The organism is Lentzea terrae, assembly GCF_003265345.1.
Taxonomy (GTDB): Bacteria; Actinomycetota; Actinomycetes; order Mycobacteriales; family Pseudonocardiaceae; genus Lentzea; species Lentzea terrae.
In genome coordinates this window covers 55308-79425 of record NZ_QFWW01000012.1, presented here as the reverse complement: position 1 = coordinate 79425, position 24118 = coordinate 55308, and the positions used below count along the sequence as shown (strand labels likewise).

The window sequence follows — 24118 nt, the reverse complement described above, 5'->3', positions numbered from 1 at the left end:
GGAGTCGCTTTGTCGATTCTTGACTCCCGGATCGGGTTCGATAGCCACCGAATCGGGTGGTGTCAGCGCAACGGATTCGTCACCGGAGGGTCAGCGGGCCGCACCGAGTCCCCCAGTGCGTCCATCTCGGCCTTCGTCACCCGGCCCGGCGCGGGCCCCAAGACGCCGTTCATCCCGAGACGAACGCCGTTGGTGAACACCAGCTCGATGATCCCCTCGGTGTCGCGAACGCCGTCGAGCTGCCACGAAGTCTCAACGGTGAACGGGACCTTGATCTGCACGCGCTCGTCGAACCTCAGGCTCTCCGCCAGCAGCCGGGCCCTGTCGCGGTCGTCCGGGAACCCCTGCACTTGGATGAAGGCCCACGCGTCGCGCTGCCATTCGACCGCGACGTTCGTGCCCGTCCACAGCGCGCGCCTGCCGTTGATGTCCGGCGTCGGCTCGCCCGACGGTGCCCCCACCGCGCCCGGCGCGTTCACCACGACGTGCGCGGACTCGTAGCTCCTGCTGTCCGGTGTCAGCAGGATCATCTGGCTTTCGCGCCCGGTGATGTAGGTCTGCGGCCGGAACCCTCCGGCCGGAGCCACGCTGATCGTGCGCACCAGCGGGTCGAACGTCCCGGCGGCCACCGGATCGGGGGCCGGCCGGACCAGCAGCGGCAGCACGCCCGCGATGATCAGCACGAACACCCCGGCCGCCGCCACCCGCACCGCCTTGGTGCGCTTGCCCGAACGGATCGCCCGCGCCACGCTGACACCGTCGGAAGCGGGAACGTCCATGGTTCGCAACGGTCCCAACAGCCGTGCGCCGTCCTCTTCTGGCATCACCGAGTCACTCCCAACTGTGTGCGCAGTGCCGTCAGTCCGGCGGCGGTCTGGCTCTTCACGGTGCCTTCCGAGCACTGCAGAGCGCGTGCGACCTCGGCCACCGGCTGATCGCACAGGAACCGCAGGACGAGCACCGCGCGTTGCCCCGGCGGCATCCGCGTCAGCGCGACCCGGATCTCCTCGCGGGTCTCGTAGTCCGGATTCGCGACGGTCCGCAGTTCGTCGACGCGCTCGGACAACCGAACCCGGCTCCACGGACGCCTGCGCTCGTTGAGGAACGTGCGGACCAGGATCGCGCGCACGTACGCGTCGAGGTTGTCGGCGCTGCGAGCCTTCCGCCAGCTCGTGTACAGCCGCGTGATCGCGACCTGCACGACGTCGTCGGCTTGGTGCACGTCACCGCAGAGCAGGTAGGCCGTGCGCCGCAACCAGGGCAGTGCTGCCGTGACGTACTCGGTGTACTCGTTGTCAGCCAACCCTCCCCCTCATCTGTCCACACTCAAGACACGGCGAGGGGGAGTGCGGGTTGGGTGACCTGCGTCACGGAGTCGGCTGGCGCAGCGGCAGTCCGGCCGCCCGGTAAATCGAGTCGATCACGGTCATGTTCCGCACCGCGTCGTCCGCGGTCGTCGGGAACGGCTTGCCGTGCAGCACCGCGTCGGTGAACGCGTCGAGCTGGTAGGCGTAGGTCGCGCGCCGCCCGAACGTCTCCGTGGAGGTCCTTCCCTTGAGCCGCAGCGACAAGCGGTGGAACGCGTGCGGCCCGAGCGGGTTGAACACGCTCAACGTGCCGTTCTCGCCGATCGCCTTCATCGACAGCTTCAGCACCGTCGACGACCACAGCGACGCGTGCACGGAACCCGTGTGGCCAGAGGGAAAGCGCAACGAAGCGCGCATCGCCCGGTCGATGGAGGGCCCGCGCAGCAACGCCCGTGCGGAACGGACCTCCGGCTCCTCGCCGCCCAGCAGCCGCGCCATGTGCACGGCGTAGCAGCCCGCGTCCATCATCGCGCCGCCCGCGAGCGAGTAGTCGTAGCGGATGTTGGAGAACATCGGCAGCGGGAAGCAGACGGACGCCTCGACGTGCCGGAGCGGCCCGAGAACACCGGAGCGCATGATCTCGTCCACGCGCATCGCCAGCGGGTGGTAGCGGTAGTGGAACGCTTCCATCACCACGAGTCCGGAACCGCGAGCGGCGTCGGCGACCGTGGCGGCTTCCAAAGCGTTGGCGGTGAACGGCTTCTCGCACAGCACGTGCTTGCCGGCTGCCAATGCGGCGAGCGTCCATTTGCCGTGCAGACCGTTCGGCAGCGGGTTGTAGACGGCGTCGACCGCGGGATCCGCGAGCAGGTCCTCGTACGAACCGTGCACGCGCGGAATGCCGTGCTTGTCGGCGAAAGCCTGGGCGCGCGCGGAGGATCGCGCGGCGACCGCCACTACTTCGGCGACGGTCGAGGATCGGGCCGGACGGATGACTGCGGGCGGCGTGATCATGGCCGCGCCGAGCACTCCGATGCGCACGTGGTCTGTCACCCGGCCGACCCTACACCCCATGGTTAACGGCGTTCACTCCTTCAGATCGGTTGCGCGCGGCTGGAAGAACGTCGCTTCCTCGACCGGGAACGGCGTCGACCAGCTCCACGACTCCATCTGCTCGCGGGAGCGCCGGCCGAAGAACGCGCGCCAGAACTCGTAGCCGTCCACCTCGACGACCACCGGGCCCTCGCCGATCGCGCCGAACTCCGTCTTGACGGTCAGGTCGGTGAGGTACCGCGTGACGATGCCGGTCAGCAGGACCTGCCAGACGTGGTCCGGCACGCGTTCGCGCCCGAGCACCGCGCGCAAGTCTGCTTCGTGCGCCACGGCGTCCATCACCATCTGCGTGGGGGTCTTGGTCAGCTTGTCGCCGTCGGTGTTCCACTGCTCCAGCAGGTCGAGCACCGGCACGTCCGCGCGCTCGGCGACGTGCCGCGCCGTCCACTCGGGTCCGGGGGCGCCGTCGAGCCGGCCGGCGGTGGTGTCGGCCGCGACGCCGGCGAGGTGCGCGATGAGCTGGTGCACGGTCCACTCAGGACACGCGGGCACCGTGCGGGCCAGGTCTTCCCCGCTCAACCCCATCGCGAGCCCCGCGGTGCGCTGCCGGGACTCCCGGTAGATCTCTTCGAACACCCCTAGCTCCTCCCAGCGGTTACGGTGTCGGGCATGGACGTCCTCGTCGTCGATCATCCACTCGCCAAGGCGAGACTCACAACCATGCGCGACGCGCGCACGGACAACGCCGCTTTCCGCGCCGCGCTGCAGGAACTCACCGTCATGCTGGTCTACGAAGCCATGCGCGAGGCGCCGGTGACCGAGGAGCGCACGCACACGCCGGTCGCGCGCACCACCGGTTACAAGCTCGCGAACCCGCCGCTGCTGGTGCCGGTGCTGCGGGCCGGGCTGGGCATGGCGGACCAGGCGCACAAGCTGATCCCGGACGCCCAGATGGGGTTCGTCGGGCTCGCGCGCGACGAGGAGACGTTGCAGCCGACGCCGTACATGGAGTCGCTGCCGGAGGACCTCGCCGGACGCCCGGTGTTCGTGCTCGACCCGATGCTCGCGACCGGCGGCTCGATGGCGTACACGATCCGGTTGCTGACCCAGCGCGGCGCGACCGACGTGACGGCGGTGTGCGTGCTCGCGGCGCCCGAGGGCATCAACCACCTCGAGGACTCGAAGCTGCCAGTTCGTCTCATCACGGCTTCGGTGGACGAGCGGTTGAACGACTCCGGCTTCATCGTGCCTGGTCTGGGCGATGCCGGTGACCGTCTGTACGGAGCGGTTTAGGACATACCTCCGATCGGACGTAGCAGTGGTCTAGACCTCAGAGCTAACGTGCTCAGGACCACATCGCCGCTGCCGCCATCGATCTAGGAGAACCATGTCCAGACGGAGATGGGGTGTCGCCGCCCTCGCGGTCGGCGCCCTGTCCGCGTCGCTGGCTTATACGCCGGCGAACGCCGATGTCGAGACCAATGGGCACCACGGCTACTCGAAGGCCCGCACCGTCGGGTACTTCATCCAGTGGGGCGTGTACGGCCGGAACTTCCGGGTCAAGAACCTCGTCGACAGCGGGGCCGCCGCGCGGCTCACGCACCTGAACTACGCCTTCGGTTTCCTCGACGAGTCGGGGAAGTGCGTCAGCGCCGACCCGTGGGCCGACTGGCAGATGCCCCACACCGCGGAGCAGTCCGTGAGCGGCAAGGCCGACGAGGCCGGCCAGGTGCTGATGGGCAACCTGAACCAGCTCAAGCAGCTCAAGGCGAAGTACCCCAAGCTGAAGGTCAACATCTCGCTGGGCGGCTGGACGGGCTCGCGCTGGTTCTCCAACGCCGCGCTGACCGCCGAGTCGCGCGCCGCGCACGTCAAGTCGTGCACGGACATGTGGATCAAGGGCAACCTCCCCGGTCTGCCGGAGGGTGCCGCGAAGGGCGTCTTCGACGGCATCGACCTCGACTGGGAGTGGCCTGCCAGCAACGGCAACATGGACCCGCCCAACGTCGTGCGTCCAGAGGACAAGCAGAACTTCACCAAGCTGCTCGCCGAGTACCGCAAGCAGATGGGCTGGAACCGCGACCTGACCGCGTTCCTGCCGGCCGACCCGGTGCAGGTCGACCGCGGCTTCGAGGTCTCGAAGGTGTTCTGCTACCTCACCTTCGGCACGCTGCAGGGCTACGACTACCACGGTGCTTGGGACGCCCCGGCGAACCAGCAGTCCGCGCTGCGCGTGCCCAAGGGCGACCCGTCGGAGTTCGAGTTCAGCTCCGAGGTGACGGTCAAGGCGTGGCTCTCGCGGGGTGCGCCGCGTTCGAAGGCCGTGCTCGGTGTGCCGTTCTACGGCCGCGGCTGGACCGGGGTGGCGCCGGGCGAGCGCAACGGCCTGTTCAGCCCTGGTACGCCGGCGCCGGCCACGTACGAGGCGGGCTACGAGGACTTCCACAAGCTCAAGACCAAGCTGTCGGAGCCCGGCTACAAGATCTACCGCGACGAGCGCGCCGGCTTCGCGTGGATCTACGACGGCACGACGTGGTGGACCTACGACGACGCGACCGAGATGAAGCGCAAGGCTCGCTACATCAACGCCAACCGGTTGGGTGGCGCGATGGTCTGGTCGCTCGACGGTGACACCGCGGACGGCGAGCTGATCAAGGCACTGGACGGCGCCTTGAGGTGAGACGGACTGTCCGGATCGGACAGTTCAGCGGGTCCGGGGAGGTTTCGCGGCGGCCGCCTCCCCGGATTCCGTCAGTGGTTGAGCCAACCTCTGCCGTGCGCGCGCAACGCCAGCTCGTACGTGGCGGCGGCGTCGACGCCCGGCGGCAGGTTGCCGTTGAGCTCCAGGCTCACCAGGCCGTGCGCGATGCCCCACATCGACATCGCGATCTGCTCGGGTTCCTCGGCCAGGAACACCTTCTGCTCGACGGCCCGGCGCACCGTGTCGATCACCGGTGCGAACGTCCTGCCCGCCGCGCGGCTCATCGCCTTCGACGGCTCGACGACCTTCGAGTAGAGCACCGAGTAGAACTGCGGGTCCGCGAGCGCGCTGCGCCGGTACGCCAGCCCGATCTGGACCAGGTCCTCCGCGGGGTCGTCGGTGACCGGCACCGCCCGCAGGTGCGCGCCGAACCGGCTGAACGCCTCGTCGTAGAGCGCTTCGAGCAACGCGGGTTTGCCGCCGAAGAGGGAATAGACCGCCGTGGTCGACGTGTTGACGTCGGTGGCGATCTTGCGCAGGCTCACCGCGGCAGGGCCCTCGGTGCTGAGCAACTCGCCCGCCCGCTCCAGCAGACGCCGGCGCAGCGCGTCGTCGTGGGTCTTGGGCCTGGGCATCACGCAATCCTAACGGTCGCTGGCCTGAGTGGTATCACATTGGTACCGTGCCTGGAATGGCGATGACCTTGCGGTTGACCGAAGAGGAGAACCTGCGGCTCGCTGAACTGGCGCAGGCCGAGGGGCGCTCCAAGCAGGAGGTCGTGCGGCTCGCGATCGCGGACCGTTACCAGCGCATGCAGCAGGAAGAAAAGCTCGGCGAGGTTCTGGGGCGAGTCCTGCCCAAGTACCGAGGTCTTTTGGATAGGCTCGGATCTTCCTGAAACTGTCAGACCTCTGTGATCAACTGGGTGCCGTGATCTCCTACCTCGACGCCGGGGACCTCTTGGTGCTGGCCACGGCCGTGACCGGCGGCGACCTCGTCGTCCGGGACATCGGTCTGCTGGACACGGCGGCCTACCGTCCCCGCGCCACCGTGCTCGGCGTGGAGGCTTACGACACGCTGTGGTTGAAGTCCTCCGCTTTACTCGACTCGATCGTGCGAACCCGCCCCCTGGTCGAGGGAAACTGGCGGCTCGGCTGGGTCTCCGCCGTCACGATGTGCGACATCAACGGCTACTGGATCGACGCCGACGAGGACGATGCGCTGGGCCTCGTCCGCGCCCTGGGCCGCGACAAGATCGACGTGCCGGAGATGGCCGGCCATCTCGAAGCGTGGGGACTCCCGAAGGATTCCGCTTGACCTAGAGCGCGCTCTAGGTCTTAGCGTCGAGTCCGTGAGCTACTCGATCGCCCAAGCCGCGCAGCGCAGTGGGTTGTCCATCGACACCTTGCGCTACTACGAACGAATCGGGCTCGTCGACCCGCCCGCGCGTGACTCGGGTGGGCGTCGCAGCTACTCGGAAGAAGATCTCGGCTGGCTGGCCTTCGTGACGCGCCTGCGCACGACCGGCATGCCGATCCGCATGATGCGCGAGTTCGCGCAGCTCAGGCACAAGGGCGACCTGACGGCAGGCCGCCGCAAGCAAATCCTCGTGGAGCACCGCAACGACGTCCGCGCCCGCATCGCGGAGCTGCAGACGTGCCTGGAGGTGCTCGACTACAAGATCGACCACTACGCGCTGGTCGAGCGGGACTTGGAGGCGACGGCGTGAGCCGTTTGTTGGGATCGTTGGAGGTCGGCCCGCAGGGGCTCGGCTGCATGGGAATGTCGGAGTTCTACGGCGCCGGCGACGAGACCGAGTCGATCGCGGTGATCCACCGTGCGTTGGAGCTCGGCGTCACGCTGATCGACACGGCCGACATGTACGGGCCTTATGTCAACGAGGAACTGGTGGGCCGCGCGATCGCGGACCGTCGTTCGGACGTCGTGCTGGCCACGAAGTTCGGCATCGTGCGCGAGCCGGGCGGCACCCGCTCGATCCGCGGCGACCGCGACTACGTGCGCTCTTCCGTCGAGGGCTCGCTGAAGCGGCTCGGCGTTGACGTGATCGACCTGTACTACCTGCACCGGGTGCCGGCGGACACGCCGATCGAGGAGACCGTCGGCGCGATGGCCGAGCTGGTGACCGAGGGCAAGGTCCGCTTCCTGGGCCTGTCCGAGGCGGGCACTGAGACGTTGCGCAGGGCTCACGCGGTGCACCCGATCACGGCGCTGCAGAGCGAGTGGTCGCTGTGGTCGCGCGACATCGAGGCCGAGATCGTGCCGACCGCCCGTGAGCTGGGCATCGGTCTGGTGCCCTACTCGCCTTTGGGACGTGGGGTGCTGACCGGGCGGTTCGCATCCGCCGCCGACTTCGGGGACGGCGACTACCGTGCCGTCGCGCAGCCGCGGTTCTCGGGCGCGAACCTCGACACCAATCTGAAGATGGTGGAGGACCTGCGTGCGTTGGCTGAGGAGCGTGGCGTGACGGCCGGGCAGCTGGCGCTGGCGTGGGTGCAGCACCGGGGCGACGACGTGGTGCCGATTCCGGGCACCAAGCGGATCAAGTACCTGGAGGAGAACGTGGCGGCGGCTTCGCTGTCGTTGTCCGCCGACGATCTCGCGGCGATCGAGGCCGCGGTGCCGGCTTCGGCCGTCGCCGGTGACCGGTACCCGGACATGAGCTCCGTGGGTCGCTAGAACATACGTTCGAAAGCATCCCCAGGGTTGTCCACAGGTTGGGGACAAGAGGCTGTGGACAACCCTGGGTTCATGTGGACAACTGGGCTGCGACCGTGGCGCCGAGCTCCCAGCACGCCTCCAAGTCGGCCTTCGACGGCTCACCCGTGACGAGCACGTGCTGGGCCGCCTTCTCCCAGCCCAGCCCGGTCGTGGCCGCCTCCACACCGCGCACCGCACCCGCTGTGTCGTTGTTGCCGTGCACGTACAACCCGTACGGCCGGCCGCGCGTGGAGTCCAGGCACGGGTAGTAGACGGTGTCGAAGAAGTGCTTCAGCGCGCCGCTCATGTAGCCGAGGTTCGCGGGCGTGCCCAGCAGATAGCCGTCGGCCTCCAGGACGTCCACAGCGGTTGTGGACAACGCGGCTCGCCGGACCACCTCGACGCCCTCGATCTCGGGTGTGGACGCGCCGGCGACGACCGCCTCGAACATCGCCTGGACGGCCGGCGACGGCGTGTGGTGGACGATCAGCAGGCGGGCCATCAGTAGTCCATCTCGTAGTCGTCGGTCTTCGGCGGTGTGACGTTCACGCCGAGCGCGATCAGGTCCTCGGTGGTGACCGACTCGATTGTGGAGTCCACGATGCCGAGCAGCTCTTCGACGATGTCGAGGTGCACCTTCTTCGACATCTCGTTCAGCGCGTAGATCTCGTCCACCTTGTCGAGGACACCGCTGCCCTCGAGCCTGCGGATGAGCAGGCCGGCCTCGCCGAAGCCGCTCATCGGGCCGGTGATGGCCGCGTTCGACTCGATCGTGGCGTTCAGCATCATCTTCATCGCCATGTTGGAGTCGAGGTCGACGCCGAACGCCGCCAGCAGGCCGTTCCGCATCCCGACCTGGTGCTTCTTCATGTCGTCGCTGAATGCGCCGTAGAACATGTTGAGGCCGCGCTTGCTGGCCGGGTGTGCGTCGAGCACGGCCTGGGCTAGGTCACGCCGCGTGTACTCCATGGGCGGCAACATAGATGACCATGACCCGCGCCTCCTACGACATTGTTGCCGCCAGCTACGCCGAGTTCCTCCCGGACGCGCACGACGGCCGGCCGCTCGACGCCGCGATCATGCGGGCGTTCGCCGAGCTCACCGAGGGCCCGGTCGGCGACCTCGGCTGCGGCACCGGCCGGATCACCCAGCACCTGCACGAGCTCGGCAAGGACGCGTTCGGCGTCGACCTGTCCGACGGCATGGTCGACCAGGCGCGAAAGCTGTACCCGCACCTCAGCTTCAGGCAGGGCGACATCACGAAGCTGGACCTGGAGGACGACAGCCTCGGCGGCGCGGTGGTCTGGTACTCCACGGTGCACATGCCCGCGGCCGAAGTGCCCTGGCAGGAGTTCCACCGCGTCCTCGAACCCGGCGGACACCTGTTGCACGCCTTCAAGCTGGGTAACCAGAAGAGGCACCTGACCCACGCGTACGGCCACGACGTGGACCTGAACGTCTACTGGCACGACATCGACGAGACCGTGCGCAACGCGACCGAAGCCGGCTTCAACGAAGTGGCGCGCCTGCAACGTCAGAAGGGCGTGGACGAAGGCGGACCGCAGGCGTTCTTGTTGCTCTGCAAACGGAACCCCGCGGCCGGTCAGACGTCTTAGTGGGTGTACACAGGAGGGACCATGAAGACCACCGCCCTTATGACCACCAGTCCTCGTCAGCGTCGCATCACCTGGGGGTTCGGCCTTGCGGTCGGCATCGGGATGATCGGCATCGGGCCCCTCTTCGCGTCGCTGTGGCCGGGGTTCGACCACAGCCCGTGGGACGTCAACACGATGTTGCTCGGACTCGGCGTGGGGCTCTGCACGGTCGCCTACATCTTCGGGCGGATCGCCGTCGCGGCGGTCACCGAGGGGCGTCGCAACGCGATCGCCCCGCCGACCAGAAGGGCCTACTGGGTGGCCGGCGGGGGCTTCGCTCTTGCCGTGCTCTGCCTGCTGATCGCGCTGTCCGGCTGACCGGCGCCGGCTAGGGGCCACGCCAACTAGCTGACCAGCTCGGTCACCCGTTCCCGCAGCACCTCGAGCCGTTGCCGAGCCGTGGCACGGGCGGACTCCAGTCCGTCCGTGACCGGCTCGACGACTTCCAGGTACGCCTTGAGCTTCGGCTCGGTGCCGGACGGCCGCACGATCACGCGCACGCCATCGGCGGTCCAGCGCAGCACGTCCGCGCCGGGCAGCAGGTCTTCCGACGCGAAGTCCGCCGGAGGCTCGGCGCGCAGCCGGGCCATCGTCGCGCCGATCAGCGACAGATCGGTGTACCGCAACGAGACCTGGTCGGTCAGGTGCAGGCCGTGGTCCACCGCGAGCTGGTCGAGCGCGTCCAGCAACGTGCGACCGGAGGCCTTCAGACCGGCCGCGAGATCGGCGGCCACCACAGCGGCCGAGATGCCGTCCTTGTCGGCCACGTGCTCGGGATCGACGCAGTTGCCGAGGGCTTCCTCGTAAGCGAACACCAGGCCCTCACCGGCCCGTGCCAGCCACTTGAAGCCGGTCAACGTCTCCGCGTACCGGGCACCGTGCGCGGCCGCGATCGACTTCAGCAGCGAGGACGAGACGATCGTCGTCGCCACCAACGGATCCGCGGACTCGGTGGTCGACAGCACGAGCGAGCCGAGCAGCACGCCGGTCTCGTCGCCGCGCAGCATCCGCCACGTGTCGCCGTCCTTCACCCCCAGCGCGCACCGGTCAGCGTCCGGGTCCAGAGCGATCGCCAGGTCCGCATCCACTGACGCCGCAAGGGAAAGCAGCTCGTCGGACGCGCCGGGCTCCTCGGGGTTCGGGAACACCACGGTCGGGAAGTCCGGGTCCGGCACCGCCTGCGACCGCACCACGTGCACGTCGGTGAAACCCGCGCGCCGCAACGCTTCCACGGCGAACGCGCCACCGACGCCGTGCATCGGCGTCAACGCGATCTTCAGGTCACGCGAGTTCTGGCGCGGCAGCGATGCCGCCCGTTCCAGGTACTCGTCGATCTCGGCCTCGGAAACCGTTGCGTAAGAAGCGTTTCGAGGCACCGAAACAGCCGCCGGAACAGCCTCGATCGCCTTCTCGATCTCGCCGTCCGCCGGCGGCACGATCTGCGAGCCACCGGACAGGTAGAGCTTGTACCCGTTGTCCGCGGGCGGGTTGTGCGACGCGGTGATCTGGATCCCCGCCACCGCACCGTGCCGGCGAACCAGGAAGGCCAGCACCGGCGTGGGCAACGGGCCGGGCAGTACGCGTACGTCGAAGCCCGCCGCGGCCATGACCTCGGCGGCAGCCGCGCAGAACTCCTCCGACCCGTGCCGGGCATCACGCCCGACGAACACCAGCCCGGAAGTCCCGAGCCACGACGCCAGCCCGGCGGTCGTGCGGACCACCGTCGCCACGTTCATGCCGTTGGTGCCCGCCCGCACCGGCCCGCGCAGCCCGGCGGTGCCGAACGTCAACGGGCCGGCCATGCGGTCCTGCAAGTCCTCCAGCGCAGCGGCGTCACCGCCCATCGCGCGGGCCAGCACCCCCTGCAGCTCCTCGCGGGTTGCCGCGGAGGGGTCGTCAGCGATCCACCGGAACGTCGCGTCACGCAGTGCCGGCGTCAGGCTCATGCCCGGTCCACCAGCTCGCGCAGCAGCGTGCCCATGCGCTGAGCGGCGGCGGCACCGGCGTCCAGCACCTCCTGGTGGTTCAGCGGCTCACCGGTGATGCCCGCCGCGAGGTTCGTGACCAGCGACAACCCGAACACCTCGACACCCTCGGCACGCGCGGCGATCGCCTCGTGCACCGTCGACATGCCAACCAGGTCAGCGCCCATCGTGCGCAGCATCCGGATCTCGGCGGGCGTCTCGAAGTGCGGGCCGGGCAGACCGGCGTACACGCCCTCCTCCAGCGACGGGTCGATCTCCTGCGCGAGCTTGCGCAGCCGCGGCGAGTACAGGTCCGTGAGGTCCACGAACCGCGCGCCGACCAACGGCGACAGCGAGGTCAGGTTGAGGTGGTCGGAGATCAGCACGGGCTGCCCTACCGACATGCCCTGGCGCAGGCCACCGGCGGCGTTGGTCAGCACGATCGTCGACACGCCGGCTGCAGCGGCGGTGCGCACGCCGTGGACGACCTTCTGGACGCCCTTGCCCTCGTAGCCGTGGGTGCGGCCGAGGACGACGAGGACCTTCTTGCCGCCCACCTCGACGGAACGGATGGTGCCGCCGTGGCCGAGCGCGGTCGGCGCCTCGAAGCCTTCCAGCTCACCAACGGGGATTTCGCTGATCGGGTCGCCGATCACGTCGGCGGCGGGCCGCCAGCCGGAGCCGAGCACGATCGCGATGTCGTGCTTGGCCACGCCGGTGCGGCTCTGGATCTCTTCCGCGGCCTTGCCGGCCAGCTCTTCTGGAGTCACCGCGAGAGCGTAAGCCGTGTCCTGTGGGTCTGTCCGATGAGAGTCGTGTTCGAGCGGGTTCCTGGCGGTGCCGCCGCGTCTCCCTCATACCGGGCGTATTCGGGAGACGCGGCGGTGCCGTCAGGGACCCCCTCGGGCGCGGCTATCGCGGACGTGACCCACAGGACACGGCTTACACCGGGGCGAAGGTGGAGGCGATCGCGTCGAACAGTCGCACGCGCGCCTCGTCCTGCTGCTCGGTCGGCACTATGACCTCGACCACCCACAGGTCGTTGCCGTACGGCAGCACCCGCGAGAAGTGCGACCGTCCCAGCGCCTCCGTGCCGTCACCCTCCACCGTCTTGTAGATGAACTGGATGCCGTCCTCGTTGCGCGGCCCCGCGAGGTTCGGCGTCAGCACCTTCTCGCCGCCGAAGAACCGGTTCGGCCACCGCGTCTGCACACTCGCGATGTACTGGCTGATCGAGCGCTTCGGGTAGAAGTCGGGGAACCGCTGCACCGCGACCTCGTACGCGCCGGTGGCCGACACGAAGTGCACGACCGACGACGCGGGCATCAGCTTGTCGGCCGCGCGCTGCTCCGCGTACATCGACCAGCTCTTCTCGACGTTCAGCGTGAACTTCCCGCCCTGGTCACCGATCGCCGTCACGGCCGAGGCGGTGCGCGGCTCCAGCGTCGCGGACGTGGGCAGGGTCGGCAGCGTCTGCACCGTCTGCTCGATCGGCGGCAGCAGCGACGCCCCCGCCGCCAGCCGGGTCAGCGCGAACCCGCCGCCCGAGCCGGCCACGAACAGCAGAAGCGCCGCGACCAGCATGAACGTCGTGGCGACCCGGCCGCGCCGGCGCTGGGGCCGGATCGGCTCGGTGAGCATGAACGGCAACGGGCCCGGGTCGTCGGCCAGCGGTGCGTCCGGCTCGATCTTCGGCTTCGGCCGCACGACCACCGGCAGCGGCACGGACTCGCGGACCTCGAACGCGTCCGTCCCCGGCTCGGGCAGCAGCTGGTAGACCTTCCGCCGCACGTCGACCAGCGACATGCGCTCCGACGGCTCCTTCTGCATCAACCCGCTGATCACCGGCGCGAGCCGCCCGGCACCCGCGGGCACCGGCACGTCGCCGTGGATCACGGCGTTGATCGTCTGCATGACGTTCTTGCCCACGTACGGCGGCTCGCCGGCCATCGCGGCCCACATCGTGGCGCCGAGCGACCACCGGTCCGCGGCCTCCGAGACATCGCCGCCCTGCGCGACCTCGGGCGCGATGTAGGCGGGCGTGCCCAGCGTGATCCCGCGCGCGGTCATCGTGGCCTCGGCTACGTTGCGCGCGATGCCGAAGTCGGTGAGCTTGACCCGCCCGTCGTCCGCGATCAGCACGTTGCCGGGCTTCACGTCGCGGTGCGTGATGCCGGCCCGGTGCGCCGACGCCAGCGCCGCCGCGATCGCGTCGATGACCGCCGCGCCCTGCTTCTCGGTGAGGCAGCCCTGTTCCTGCAGGATCTCGCCGAGGCTGCGCGACGGCACGAGCTCCATCACCACGTACGGGTCGCCGTCGTGCTGGACGACGTCGTAAAGCGTCACCAGGTTCGGGTGCGAGAGCGCGGCGACGGCACGTGCCTCGCGCATGGTCCGTTCCCGCAGCTCGTCGGCGGCGATGTCGGGCATGCCCGGCGGCCGCAGGATCCCCTTGACCGCGACCTGCCTGCGCAGCACCTCGTCGTGAGCAGCCCAGACGGTGCCCATCGAGCCCTGACCCAGCAGGTGCAGCAGCCGGTACCTAGCCGCGATCAAGCGCTCCTGGTCCTCCACATGTTCATTCTTCCTGAGACACTGAGGGCCGCTGCACGGGTCCGCGAACACCACTGCATCGTTAACGGCGGTGAACCTCACATAGCCGTGTCGGTACTGGTCGGTAACACTGCAACGCATGATGGAGTTGGCCTTGCCCGCCGAATTCCGCCCGAACGAGTTCCCCGCGGCGTCGCGGGAACAGTGGCGAGAGATGGTCGACGCCGTCCTTCGCAAGACCGGCGCGAGCTACGACTCCCTGGTCACGAAGACGTACGACGGCATCGAGCTCCAGCCGCTCTACACGCTCGACGACGCGCTGCCTCCGTACGCGTTGGCGCCGGTCAAGCAGGGCTGGGACGTCCGCCAGCGCCACACCGTGCCCGACCCGGTCGCCCTGATGAACGACCTCGAGGGCGGCGTCACGTCGTTGTGGCTCGCGCTGCCGGCTCAGTCTTTGGAACGGGTGCTCGACGGCGTCTACCTCGACCTCGCCCCGATCGTGCTGGACGGCGACGTCGACGCGGCGCGGGCCATGCTGCGGATCTACGACCAGGCGCCGGTGCTGGCTTCGGACGTGCGCGGCAACCTGGCACTCACTCCTTTCGGTGATGCGCTCGACGTCACCAAGCAGGCCTGCGAGCAGTTCCCGTCGCTGCGGACCGTGGTGGTGGACGCGCTGCCGTTCCACGACGCGGGCGGTTCGGACTCCGAAGAGCTGGGCGCCTCGCTGGCCCTGGCCGTGTCGTACCTGCGGGCCCTGACGGACGCCGGGCTGACTGTCGAGCAGGCGTTCGCGCAGCTGGAGTTCCGCTACGCCGCGACCGCCGACCAGTTCATGACCATCGCCAAGCTCCGTGCCGCGCGCCGGTTGTGGGCGCGCGTTGCCGAGGTGTCCGGCGTGGACGTGCCGCAGGTGCAGCACGCCGTGACGTCGTCCGCGATGATGACCCGCCGCGATCCGTGGGTGAACATGCTGCGCACCACGGTGGCGACGCTGGCCGCCGGCCTTGGTGGTGCGGACGCCGTGACGGTGCAGCCGTTCGACGCGGCGATCGGGCTGCCGGACGAGTTCGCCCGGCGGGTCGCGCGCAACACGCAGAACCTGCTGCTGGAGGAGTCGCACCTCGGTGAGGTGATCGATCCGGCGGCCGGGTCCTGGTACGTCGAGAAGCTGACCGACGAGCTGGCCGCACACGCCTGGTCGTGGTTCCAGGAGATCGAGCGGGCGGGTGGATTCTCCGCCGCGCAGGGCTTGGTCCGGGACCGGATCGCCGCGACGTGGGCTGCGCGTTCGGCCCGGCTCGCGGATCGGAGCGACCCGATCACGGGTGTCAGCGAGTTCCCGAACCTGACCGAGAAGCCGGTCGTCCGCGAACCTGCTCCTGAACTGCCCACCGGTGGTTTGCCGAGAGTTCGGTACGCCCAGGCCTTCGAGGAACTCCGCGACCTGGCCGACGCTCAGCCGGAACGCCCGCAGGTCTTCCTGGCCACCCTCGGCCCGGTGGCCGCCCACACCGCGCGAGCCACCTTCGCCGCCAACCTCTTCAACGCCGGCGGTTTCGCCACCCCCAACGCGGGCCCGACCAAAACGCCAGAAGAAGTGGCCGAGAAGTTCAAGGCCTCAGGAGCGCGCATCGCGATCATCTGCGGCAGTGACACCAGCTACGCCGACCAGGCCGTCCCGACGGAAGAGGCCCTGCGTGCAGCGGGAGCCGAACGGGTACTCCTGGCAGGCAAGAAGTCAGACGCAAATGTCGACGGCTACGTGTACATGGGCTGCCCGGCCCTGGAAATCCTGAACAGCACCTTCGACTTCCTGGGAGTGGAGCGATGATCCCCAACTTCGCGGACATCGACCTCGGCCCGCTCCCGTCGGCGAAGTACGAGACCGACCTGCCGGCGTGGGAGACGCCGGAGGGCATCGCGGTCAAGCCGGTCTACGGACCGTCCGATGTGGACGGACTGGACTTCCTGCAGACGTACCCCGGCATCGCGCCGTTCCTGCGCGGGCCGTACCCCACGATGTACGTCAACCAGCCGTGGACCGTCCGGCAGTACGCGGGTTTCTCGACGGCTGAGGAGTCGAACGCCTTCTACCGCCGCAACCTCGCGGCGGGCCAGAAGGGTCTGAGTGTCGCGTTCGACCTCGCCACGCACCGCGGCTACGACTCGGACCACCCGCGCGTGGCCGGTGACGTCGGCATGGCGGGCGTCGCGATCGACTCGATCTACGACATGCGCACGCTGTTCGACGGCATCCCGCTGGACAAGATGTCCGTGTCGATGACGATGAACGGCGCGGTGCTGCCCGTTCTCGCCCTGTTCGTGGTCGCGGCGGAGGAGCAGGGGGTGAAGCCGGAACAGCTCATGGGGACCATCCAGAACGACATTCTCAAGGAGTTCATGGTCCGCAACACCTACATCTACCCGCCGCAGCCGTCGATGCGGATCATCTCCGACATCTTCAGCTTCACCAGCAGCCACATGCCGAAGTTCAACTCCATCTCGATCTCCGGCTACCACATGCAGGAGGCCGGAGCGACCGCCGACCTGGAGCTGGCCTACACGCTCGCGGACGGCGTCGAGTACATCCGCGCCGGACGAGAAGCAGGCCTGGACGTGGACGCGTTCGCGCCGCGGCTCAGCTTCTTCTGGGCGATCGGCATGAACTTCTTCATGGAGATCGCCAAGATGCGGGCGGCGCGCCTGCTCTGGTCGAAGCTCGTGCAGACCTTCGAACCGAAGTCCGCGAAGTCCCTGAGCCTGCGCACGCACTGCCAGACCAGCGGCTGGTCGCTCACCGCGCAGGACGTGTTCAACAACGTCGCGCGCACGTGCGTCGAGGCGATGGCGGCGACGCAGGGCCACACGCAGTCGTTGCACACCAACGCACTCGACGAGGCACTGGCGCTGCCGACCGACTTCTCCGCACGCATCGCCCGCAACACGCAGCTGCTGCTCCAGCAGGAGTCCGGCACCACCCGCGTGATCGACCCGTGGGGCGGCAGCGCGTACGTCGAACGCCTCACCAACGAGCTCGCGCGGAAGGCGTGGGAGCACATCACCGAGGTCGAGAAGGCCGGTGGCATGGCCCGCGCGATCGACGAGGGCATCCCGAAGCTGCGCATCGAGGAGGCCGCTGCCCGCACGCAGGCGCGCATCGACTCCGGCCGGCAGCCCGTGATCGGCGTCAACAAGTACCTGGTGACCAACGATGAGCAGATCGACGTCCTCAAGGTCGACAACGCCGGCGTGCGCGCGCAGCAGCTCGAAAAGCTGCGCAGGCTCAGGGAAGAACGCGACGAGTCCGCTGTGGACAGTGCGCTCCAGCAGCTGACGAACGCCGCGCAGGGCCACGGCAACCTGCTGGAGCTGGCGATCAACGCGGCGCGCGCCAAGGCGACCGTCGGGGAGATCTCCGAGTCGCTCGGCAAGGTGTGGGGCCGGCACAGCGCGCAGATCCGCACGATCACCGGGGTCTACCGGCAGGAGGTCGGTCAAGTGTCCAACGTGGACGCCTGCCGCGAGGTCGTCGAGGCGTTCGCGGAACAAGAAGGCCGCCGGCCGCGCATCCTCGTCGCCAAGATGGGGCAGGACGGGCACGACCGCGGCCAGAAGGTGATCGCGACGGCGTTCGCGGACCTCGGCTTCGACGTCGACGTCGGCCCGCTGTTCCAGACGCCGGAGGAGGTCGCGCGCCAGGCCGTCGAGGCGGACGTGCACATCGTCGGCGTGTCCTCGCTGGCGGCAGGCCACCTCACGCTGGTGCCCGCGCTGCGTCAAGAGCTCGCCAAGCTCGAACGCGAGGACATCATGATCGTCGTCGGTGGTGTGATCCCGCCGCAGGACTTCGACGAGCTGTACGCGGCGGGTGCGTCGGCGATCTTCCCGCCCGGCACCGTGATCGCGGACGCGGCCAAGGACCTTCTGGTGAAACTCGCAGGGCAGCTCGGCCACCATGGCTAGGGTGATCGACGTCGCCGAACTCGCCAAGGGCGTCCTCGAGGGCAAGCGCGGTGTGCTCGCGAGGGCGATCACGCTGGTCGAGTCCAAGCGGGCGGACCACCGGGAAAAAGCGCAGGAGCTGCTGATCGAGCTGTTGCCGAAGTCCGGCAACGCGATCAGGGTCGGCATCACCGGCGTGCCCGGCGTGGGCAAGTCGACCTTCATCGATGCGCTCGGCACGATGCTCACCGAGCAGGGCCACCGGGTCGCGGTGCTCGCCGTCGACCCGTCGTCCACCCGCACCGGCGGCAGCATTCTGGGCGACAAGACGCGCATGCAGCGGCTGTCGGTGAACGAGAACGCGTTCATCCGGCCCTCGCCGACGTCCGGCACGCTCGGCGGTGTCGCGCAGGCCACCCGCGAGACGATCGTGCTGGTCGAGGCCGCGGGCTTCGACGTGGTGCTGGTCGAGACCGTCGGGGTCGGGCAGTCGGAGGTGGCCGTCGCGAACATGACGGACTGCTCGCTGTTCCTCACCCTGGCGCGCACCGGTGACCAGCTGCAGGGCATCAAGAAGGGCATCCTGGAGCTCGCGGACGTCATCGCGGTCAACAAGGCCGACGGCGAGCACGAGCTGGACGCCCGCAAGGCCGCGCGCGAGCTGGCTGGAGCCCTCAAACTCCTCCGCCCGCCCGACGCGTTGTGGCACCCGCCCGTGCTGACGTGTTCCGGACTCACCGGGAACGGGCTCGAAGAGCTGTGGTCCCGCGTGCTGGAACACCGGTCGACCTTGACCGACGCTGGTGAGCTGGATGAGCGCCGTCGCCGTCAACAGGTCGAATGGACCTGGATGATGGTCCACGACGAACTGTGGCGGCAGGTGCGGGAGAGCACTGCTGTGCGCGCGTTGGCGCCCTCTCTGGAAGAGAAGGTCAGGTCTGGAGAGCTCACCGCGACGCTGGCCGCAGAGGAGATTCTGCGGGCGTTCCAATCGGACTCTCGGTAGCCGTTGTAACTAGTTTGGGTGACCTTCAATCGTGGTATTCGTTGTAGAGTTCAGGCCATGTCGAGGTTGCTGCTGGCCTGCGTGTTCGCGCTGATGAGCGTTGTCGGGGTCGCCGGGGTGGCGTCCGCGCAAGAGGCTGCGAACGAGCCGGTTGTGGCCGCTCAGCAGACGACCGTGAATCCGGGTCCGACCGTGAACGCGCCGCAGGAACCGTCGCCTGAAGTACGTGAAGAGACCAAGCGCAAACTGTGGATCGGCGCCATCGCGCTGGGCCTGTTCGCGCTGGTCTACTACCGCAACAAGAAGCGGTGGGCGAAGTGGCGCAAGGAGCGGGCGGCCAAGAAGGGCTAGCCGGCCGTTTGTTCGGGCTGAGACGATTCGTCCCACTTGGTGGGACGAAATAGTCAAAATTAAGCGTGTCTCTCGACCATTTGCGTCATCGTTGATCGGTCAGACCGAAACTCGCTCGCCGCTTGGCGCAGCGCTGCGACCGGCCAGCCGGTTGATCATCATCAGCGCACCGCGCCCGACAGGTGGTGATGCAGGATGGTGGCAAATGGGTACCGACTTGAAGATCAGCACACGCTCGACCGTCGAGCGGTACTCGGACGCGCTGCTGGACCTGTCGCACTCCATCCACGCCGAGCCTGAGCTGGCGTTCCAGGAGCACCGCAGCGTCGAGAAGATCACCTCCCTGCTCGCCCGCGAGGGTTTCAAGATCGACCGCGGGGTGGCTGACCTCGACACCGCGTTCGTCGCGACGTACGGCGACGGCGAGCTGGTGCTGGGGCTTTGTGCCGAGTACGACGCGCTGCCCGAGGTCGGGCACGCGTGCGGGCACAACGTCATCGCCGCTGCTTCCGTGGGCTCTGCGCTCGCTCTGCGTGACGTCGCCGACCAGCTGGGTGTCACCGTGAAGGTGATCGGCACCCCGGCGGAAGAGGTCGGCGGCGGCAAGGTGCTCATGCTCGAACGGGGCGTGTTCGACGACGTCTCGTTCTCGATGATGGTGCACCCGGCGCCGTACGAGTCGTGCGCGGCGAAGTCCCTGGCCATCACCGACCTCGAGGTGCACTACACGGGCAAGCCGTCCCACGCGGCCGCCGCCCCGCACCTGGGCATCAACGCCGCGGACGCGGTGACCGTCGCGCAGATCTCGATCAGCCTGCTGCGGCAGCACCTCGAGCCCGGCCAGATGGTGACCGGCATCGTCACCAACGGCGGCACCGTGCCGAACGTAATACCCGCTCGCGCCTCAGCGATGTTCGATGTGAGGGCGGAGAACTTGGAATCATTGCAGCGCCTGGAGAACCGGATCCGGGACTGCTTCAGCGCCGGGGCACTCGCGACCGGCTGCACCCATGAGGTCGAGCAGGTCTCACCGATCTACGCCGAGCTGACTCCCGACCCGTGGCTCGCGGACGCCTACCGGCGTGCGGCCACTGAGCTGGGACGACGACCGCTCTCGCCCGAGCAGGAACAGCGAGAGAAGATCGGGAGCACCGACATGGGCAACGTCACCAGAGTGTTGCCCGCCATCCACCCGACCATTGCCATTGACTGCGGAGACGCGGTGAACCACCAACAAGAGTTCGCGACCGCCTGTGCCTCGGCGTCGGCGGACCGTGCATTGCTCGATGGAGCACTTGCCATGGCCTGGACGACGATCGCGACAGCCACCGATTCCCAGCAGCGCGCACGGCTGCTGGCCCGCGGAGGTGCGGCATGACGGTTTTGGACTCACGCCCTTCGGGTTCCTCGACCGTCCAGACGTCCACCGAGATGCTCGTCGACCCCACCGGGGTGAGCATGTCTCCTGTGGATGATCTGGGAGAGGGCCGCGGCCCCGCCTGGCTCGACGACTGGTTGAAGGCGCACGCCTCCGACATCGTCGCCTGGCGTCGTCACATCCACGCCAACCCCGAGCTGTCCCGCCGGGAGTACAACACCACCGAGCTGGTGGCGAAGCTGCTCCGCGAGGTCGGCCTCAAGCCGCGCATCCTCCCCGGCGGCACCGGCCTGATCTGCGACGTCGGCAGCGGCCCCCGCTGCGTGGCACTCCGCGCCGACATGGACGCGTTGCCGCTGCCGGAGAACACGGGCCTCCCGTTCTCGTCCACTGTGGACGGTGTGTCGCACGCGTGCGGTCACGACGCCCACACGACGGTCCTGATCGGCACTGCACTGGCGCTCGCGTCGGCCACCGAACTGCCCGGCCGCGTCCGTCTGGTGTTCCAGCCGGCCGAGGAGGTCATGCCGGGCGGCGCGCTGGACGTGCTCGCCGCCGGTGGCCTCGACGGCGTGGAGCGGATCTTCGGCCTGCACTGCGACCCGCGCCTGCAGGTCGGCCGCATCGGTACCAGGATCGGCGCCATCACGTCGGCGTCCGACCTGCTGGAGCTGCGGCTGTCCTCGCCGGGCGGCCACACCTCGCGCCCGCACCTCACCGCGGACCTGGTGCACGCCCTGGGCACGGTCATCACCGGCCTGCCGACGATGCTGTCCCGCCGCGTCGACCCGCGTTCCGGCACCGTCCTGGTGTGGGGCGCCGTCCACGCGGGCGAGGCGCCGAACGCCGTCCCGCAGGACGGCATGCTGCGCGGCACGCTGCGCACCGGCGACCGCGACATCTGGGCCGAGCTCGAACCGCTGGTCAAGGACCTGGTCACGGGTCTGCTGCTGCCCACCGGCGTCGGCTTCGACCTGCACCACCGCCGCGGCGTGCCCCCGGTCGTGAACGAGCGCGAGTCGACCCAGATCCTGCGCGCCGGCATCGAGGCCGCGCTGGGCGACGACGCACTCGCGGGCACCGAGCAGTCGTCCGGTGGCGAGGACTTCGGCTGGTACCTGGAGCACGTGCCCGGTTCGTTCGCGCGCCTCGGCGTGTGGAACGGCCAGGAGAAGCAGCGCGACCTGCACCAGCCGACGTTCGACCTGGACGAGCGCGCGCTGCTCGTCGGCGTCCGCGTCATGGTGCACACGGCCCTGGCAGCGCTTGCCTGAGTCCGTCATCGAGGTAGCGCGCCGATCCCTGCACGAACTGGTCGGTGAGCGGTGGCGTGCTTTCGGGCGCGCCGCCGACCTCCTCTGGCTGGGGTTCGGCGCGTCCCGCGATGTGATCGACCACAGCGGCGAATCCCGTCAGGTCAGTGACTACGCCGTGCACGTGCAGTGCCCGTGGCGGGTGCTCGACGGAGATCAGCTCGTCACCGGATCATCCGACATTTACAGCGACGTGCAGGGCGTCAACAGGTTCGACGCCCGCGCCGCCCGGCTGACCGCGTACCTGGCCGACAAACCTGTTGTCGTGACGTCGACCCAGGTCACCGCGTGGGGCGACCTGACCATTTCGTTCTCGGACGGCCTCCGCATCGAGGCGCTGAGGACAGGTTCGGTGCGCCACGAGGAGTGGCGGTTCTTCAGGCCCTACCTCGAACACGACCACGTGGTCGTGTTCGAGGAGCCGGGGGAGAGTTGATCAGCTCACCGGCTCTTCCAACTGCGGCCGCGCTTCCGGTGCCGCTGCACGAACCGCGTCCGCCGCCTGGTCGTCCGGCTGGGTCTGGGAGTCGCGCTCGGCCTCGACGCGCGCGTTGTAGACCTCGACCTCGCGCTTGATCGCGTCCTCGTCCCACCCGAGCACCGGCGCGATCAGCCGCGCCACCGCCTCCGACGACTCGACGCCGCGGTGCGCGTACTCGATGGAGATGCGGGTGCGCCGGGTCAGCACGTCCTCGAGGTGCATCGCGCCCTCGTGCGACGCCGCGTAGACGGCCTCGACCTGCAGGTAGTCCGGTGACGCCGGAATCGGCTTCAGCAGCTCGGGGTTGTCCGCGGCCAGCGAGAGCACCTCGTGCACCAGCGAGCCGTAGCGGTCCAGCAGGTGCCGGACGCGGTACGGGTGCAGCCCGTGCTTGGCCGCCAGCTGGTCGGCCTGGTTGACCAGCGCGTGGTAGCCGTCGGCGCCGACCAGCGGCACCTTGTCCGTGATCGACGGCTGGATCCGGCCGGGCAGGTCGACGTGCGCAGCGTCGACGGCGTCCGCGCCCATCACCCGGTACGTCGTGTACTTGCCGCCGGCGATCGCGACGAGTCCTGGCGCGACGCGAGCCACCGCGTGTTCGCGGGAAAGCTTTGACGTCGAATCGGATTCGCCTGCCAGCAAGGGACGCAGACCCGCGTAGACGCCCTCGATGTCGTCCTGCGTCAACGGAGTCGCGAGCACGGAGTTGACGTGTTCGAGGATGTAGTCGATGTCGTGCTTGGTCGCCGCCGGGTGCGCGAGGTCGAGGTTCCAGTCGGTGTCGGTGGTGCCGACGATCCAGTGGTTGCGCCACGGGATCACGAACAGCACGGACTTCTCGGTGCGCAGGATCATCCCGGCCTCGGCCACGATCCGGTCCCGCGGCACGACGATGTGCACGCCCTTCGACGCCCGCACCCGGAACCGGCCGCGCGACCCGGAAAGCCGCTGCAGCTCGTCGGTCCACACACCGGTCGCGTTGATCACCGCGTGCGCCCGCACTTCGACCTCGCGACCGTCCTCGACGTCCCGCACGCGCACGCCGGACACCCGGTCCGCCTCGCGCAGGAAGCCGACCACCTGCGTGGACGTGCGCACGACGGCGCCGTAGTGCGCGGCGGTGCGGCCCACCATCATCGTGTGCCGCGCGTCGTCGGCTTGGGCGTCGTAGTAGCGGATGCCGCCGATCAACGCGTCGCGCTTCAACGCGGGAACGAGTCGGAGCGCACCTGCTCGGGTGAGGTGTTTCTGCCCCGGCACGGACCGGGCGCCGCCCATCGTGTCGTAGAGGAACAGACCTGCTGCGGTGTACGGGCGTTCCCAGACCCGGTTCGACAGCGGGTACAGGAAGCTCACCGGCTTCACCAGGTGGGGCGCGATGCGGTTGAGCATCAGCTCGCGCTCGCGCAGCGCTTCGCGCACCAGACCGAACTCGAGCTGCTCCAGGTACCGCAGGCCGCCGTGGAAGAGCTTGGAGGACCGGCTCGACGTGCCCGACGCCAGGTCACGGGCTTCGACGAGCGCCACGCGCAGGCCTCTCGTCGCCGCGTCGAGTGCCGCGCCGACACCGACCACACCACCGCCGATCACGACGACGTCGAACGTCTCGGTACCCAGCCGCTGCCAAGCGTCCTCGCGTTCGGCAGGCCCGAGCCTGCCGGTGATCGGAGGTTCGGCATGGGTTTGCGGT

The 24118-nt window shown here is 68.9% G+C and carries 26 protein-coding genes; 15 read left to right on the top strand and 11 right to left on the bottom strand.

Annotation, left to right across the window (positions count from 1 at the left end; all coding sequences use genetic code 11):
* Positions 1-62: 62 nt before the first annotated feature.
* From DI276_RS18260 to DI276_RS18245, 4 genes are all read right to left on the bottom strand, one after another.
* A complete protein-coding gene (locus DI276_RS18260; RefSeq protein WP_157984787.1) occupies positions 63-779 on the bottom strand; it encodes a hypothetical protein in 717 nt (238 codons plus the stop codon).
* Positions 780-823: 44 nt separating this feature from the next.
* On the bottom strand, positions 824-1303 hold the full coding sequence (locus DI276_RS18255) for a SigE family RNA polymerase sigma factor (RefSeq protein ID WP_112264870.1): 480 nt from the start codon (positions 1301-1303) through the stop codon (positions 824-826).
* A gap of 64 nt (positions 1304-1367) precedes the next feature.
* Positions 1368-2360 (bottom strand): Gfo/Idh/MocA family protein, encoded by a 993-nt coding sequence (locus tag DI276_RS18250; RefSeq protein ID WP_232836739.1) that lies wholly within the window; start codon positions 2358-2360, stop codon positions 1368-1370.
* Between the two features lie 33 nt (positions 2361-2393).
* Positions 2394-2996, bottom strand: a complete 603-nt coding sequence (locus tag DI276_RS18245) for a maleylpyruvate isomerase N-terminal domain-containing protein (RefSeq protein WP_157984786.1) — start codon at positions 2994-2996, stop codon at positions 2394-2396.
* 33 nt (positions 2997-3029) lie between these two features.
* On the opposite strand from DI276_RS18245, the gene upp reads away from it, so the two are divergent.
* Both upp and DI276_RS18235 read left to right on the top strand, forming a co-directional pair.
* Positions 3030-3653, top strand: a complete 624-nt coding sequence (gene upp, locus DI276_RS18240; RefSeq protein WP_112264864.1) for a uracil phosphoribosyltransferase — start codon at positions 3030-3032, stop codon at positions 3651-3653.
* 94 nt (positions 3654-3747) lie between these two features.
* Positions 3748-5040 carry a glycoside hydrolase family 18 protein gene (locus DI276_RS18235; protein WP_112264862.1) on the top strand — a complete coding sequence of 431 codons (1293 nt, stop codon included), beginning with the start codon at positions 3748-3750 and terminating at the stop codon, positions 5038-5040.
* Positions 5041-5111: 71 nt separating this feature from the next.
* Here DI276_RS18235 and DI276_RS18230 read toward each other — a convergent pair whose 3' ends face one another.
* A complete protein-coding gene (locus DI276_RS18230; protein ID WP_112264860.1) occupies positions 5112-5696 on the bottom strand; it encodes a TetR/AcrR family transcriptional regulator in 585 nt (194 codons plus the stop codon).
* 56 nt (positions 5697-5752) lie between these two features.
* Here DI276_RS18230 and DI276_RS18225 point away from each other — a divergent pair, with 56 nt between their 5' ends.
* The 4 genes from DI276_RS18225 to DI276_RS18210 are packed head-to-tail and all read left to right on the top strand — an operon-like array spanning position 5753 to position 7758.
* A complete protein-coding gene (locus tag DI276_RS18225) occupies positions 5753-5959 on the top strand; it encodes a ribbon-helix-helix protein, CopG family (RefSeq protein WP_030470728.1) in 207 nt (68 codons plus the stop codon).
* Between the two features lie 32 nt (positions 5960-5991).
* A complete protein-coding gene (locus DI276_RS18220; RefSeq protein WP_112264858.1) occupies positions 5992-6378 on the top strand; it encodes a type II toxin-antitoxin system death-on-curing family toxin in 387 nt (128 codons plus the stop codon).
* A 34-nt stretch (positions 6379-6412) separates the two neighbouring features.
* Positions 6413-6790 carry a MerR family transcriptional regulator gene (locus DI276_RS18215; RefSeq protein ID WP_112264856.1) on the top strand — a complete coding sequence of 126 codons (378 nt, stop codon included), beginning with the start codon at positions 6413-6415 and terminating at the stop codon, positions 6788-6790.
* Positions 6791-6837: 47 nt separating this feature from the next.
* Positions 6838-7758, top strand: a complete 921-nt coding sequence (locus tag DI276_RS18210) for an aldo/keto reductase (protein ID WP_112265003.1) — start codon at positions 6838-6840, stop codon at positions 7756-7758.
* A 70-nt stretch (positions 7759-7828) separates the two neighbouring features.
* On the opposite strand, the gene DI276_RS18205 is transcribed toward DI276_RS18210, so the two are convergent.
* Entirely contained in the window at positions 7829-8281 is a 453-nt protein-coding gene (locus tag DI276_RS18205) for a flavodoxin family protein (protein WP_112264854.1), read from the bottom strand.
* Positions 8281-8748, bottom strand: a complete 468-nt coding sequence (locus DI276_RS18200; protein ID WP_157984785.1) for a hypothetical protein — start codon at positions 8746-8748, stop codon at positions 8281-8283. Before DI276_RS18200 ends, DI276_RS18205 begins: the two co-directional genes overlap by 1 nt.
* Before the next feature lie 20 nt (positions 8749-8768).
* Between DI276_RS18200 and DI276_RS18195 the strand changes: the two genes are divergently transcribed.
* Together DI276_RS18195 and DI276_RS18190 are read left to right on the top strand one after the other, a co-directional pair.
* On the top strand, positions 8769-9395 hold the full coding sequence (locus DI276_RS18195) for a class I SAM-dependent methyltransferase (RefSeq protein ID WP_232836738.1): 627 nt from the start codon (positions 8769-8771) through the stop codon (positions 9393-9395).
* 21 nt (positions 9396-9416) lie between these two features.
* Positions 9417-9752: a hypothetical protein gene (locus DI276_RS18190; protein WP_232836737.1), complete on the top strand. Its 336-nt coding sequence runs from the start codon at positions 9417-9419 to the stop codon at positions 9750-9752.
* Between the two features lie 26 nt (positions 9753-9778).
* Here DI276_RS18190 and DI276_RS18185 read toward each other — a convergent pair whose 3' ends face one another.
* The 3 genes from DI276_RS18185 to DI276_RS18175 all read right to left on the bottom strand — a co-directional run bounded on the left by DI276_RS18185 (position 9779) and on the right by DI276_RS18175 (position 13954).
* A complete protein-coding gene (locus DI276_RS18185; protein ID WP_112264846.1) occupies positions 9779-11380 on the bottom strand; it encodes a phospho-sugar mutase in 1602 nt (533 codons plus the stop codon).
* Entirely contained in the window at positions 11377-12168 is a 792-nt protein-coding gene (locus DI276_RS18180; RefSeq protein ID WP_112264844.1) for a purine-nucleoside phosphorylase, read from the bottom strand. The genes DI276_RS18185 and DI276_RS18180 overlap by 4 nt, the downstream gene beginning before the upstream one ends.
* 172 nt (positions 12169-12340) lie before the next feature.
* Positions 12341-13954, bottom strand: coding sequence for a serine/threonine-protein kinase (locus tag DI276_RS18175; RefSeq protein ID WP_232836736.1), 1614 nt, complete (start codon positions 13952-13954; stop codon positions 12341-12343).
* A gap of 136 nt (positions 13955-14090) precedes the next feature.
* On the opposite strand from DI276_RS18175, the gene DI276_RS18170 reads away from it, so the two are divergent.
* The 7 genes from DI276_RS18170 to DI276_RS18140 all read left to right on the top strand — a co-directional run bounded on the left by DI276_RS18170 (position 14091) and on the right by DI276_RS18140 (position 22383).
* Positions 14091-15788 carry a methylmalonyl-CoA mutase family protein gene (locus DI276_RS18170; RefSeq protein WP_112264840.1) on the top strand — a complete coding sequence of 566 codons (1698 nt, stop codon included), beginning with the start codon at positions 14091-14093 and terminating at the stop codon, positions 15786-15788.
* Positions 15785-17920 carry a methylmalonyl-CoA mutase gene (scpA, locus tag DI276_RS18165; RefSeq protein WP_112264838.1) on the top strand — a complete coding sequence of 712 codons (2136 nt, stop codon included), beginning with the start codon at positions 15785-15787 and terminating at the stop codon, positions 17918-17920. The genes DI276_RS18170 and scpA overlap by 4 nt, the downstream gene beginning before the upstream one ends.
* Positions 17913-18905: a methylmalonyl Co-A mutase-associated GTPase MeaB gene (gene meaB / locus DI276_RS18160; protein ID WP_112264836.1), complete on the top strand. Its 993-nt coding sequence runs from the start codon at positions 17913-17915 to the stop codon at positions 18903-18905. The genes scpA and meaB overlap by 8 nt, the downstream gene beginning before the upstream one ends.
* A 57-nt stretch (positions 18906-18962) precedes the next feature.
* A complete protein-coding gene (locus DI276_RS18155) occupies positions 18963-19256 on the top strand; it encodes a hypothetical protein (protein WP_112264834.1) in 294 nt (97 codons plus the stop codon).
* A gap of 205 nt (positions 19257-19461) precedes the next feature.
* On the top strand, positions 19462-20634 hold the full coding sequence (locus tag DI276_RS18150; RefSeq protein WP_112264832.1) for a M20 family metallopeptidase: 1173 nt from the start codon (positions 19462-19464) through the stop codon (positions 20632-20634).
* Positions 20631-21908, top strand: coding sequence for a M20 family metallopeptidase (locus DI276_RS18145; RefSeq protein WP_112264830.1), 1278 nt, complete (start codon positions 20631-20633; stop codon positions 21906-21908). The genes DI276_RS18150 and DI276_RS18145 overlap by 4 nt, the downstream gene beginning before the upstream one ends.
* A complete protein-coding gene (locus DI276_RS18140; protein WP_112264828.1) occupies positions 21901-22383 on the top strand; it encodes a hypothetical protein in 483 nt (160 codons plus the stop codon). Before DI276_RS18145 ends, DI276_RS18140 begins: the two co-directional genes overlap by 8 nt.
* Here DI276_RS18140 and DI276_RS18135 read toward each other — a convergent pair whose 3' ends face one another.
* Entirely contained in the window at positions 22384-24093 is a 1710-nt protein-coding gene (locus tag DI276_RS18135) for a glycerol-3-phosphate dehydrogenase/oxidase (RefSeq protein WP_112265001.1), read from the bottom strand.
* Positions 24094-24118 lie beyond the last annotated feature (25 nt).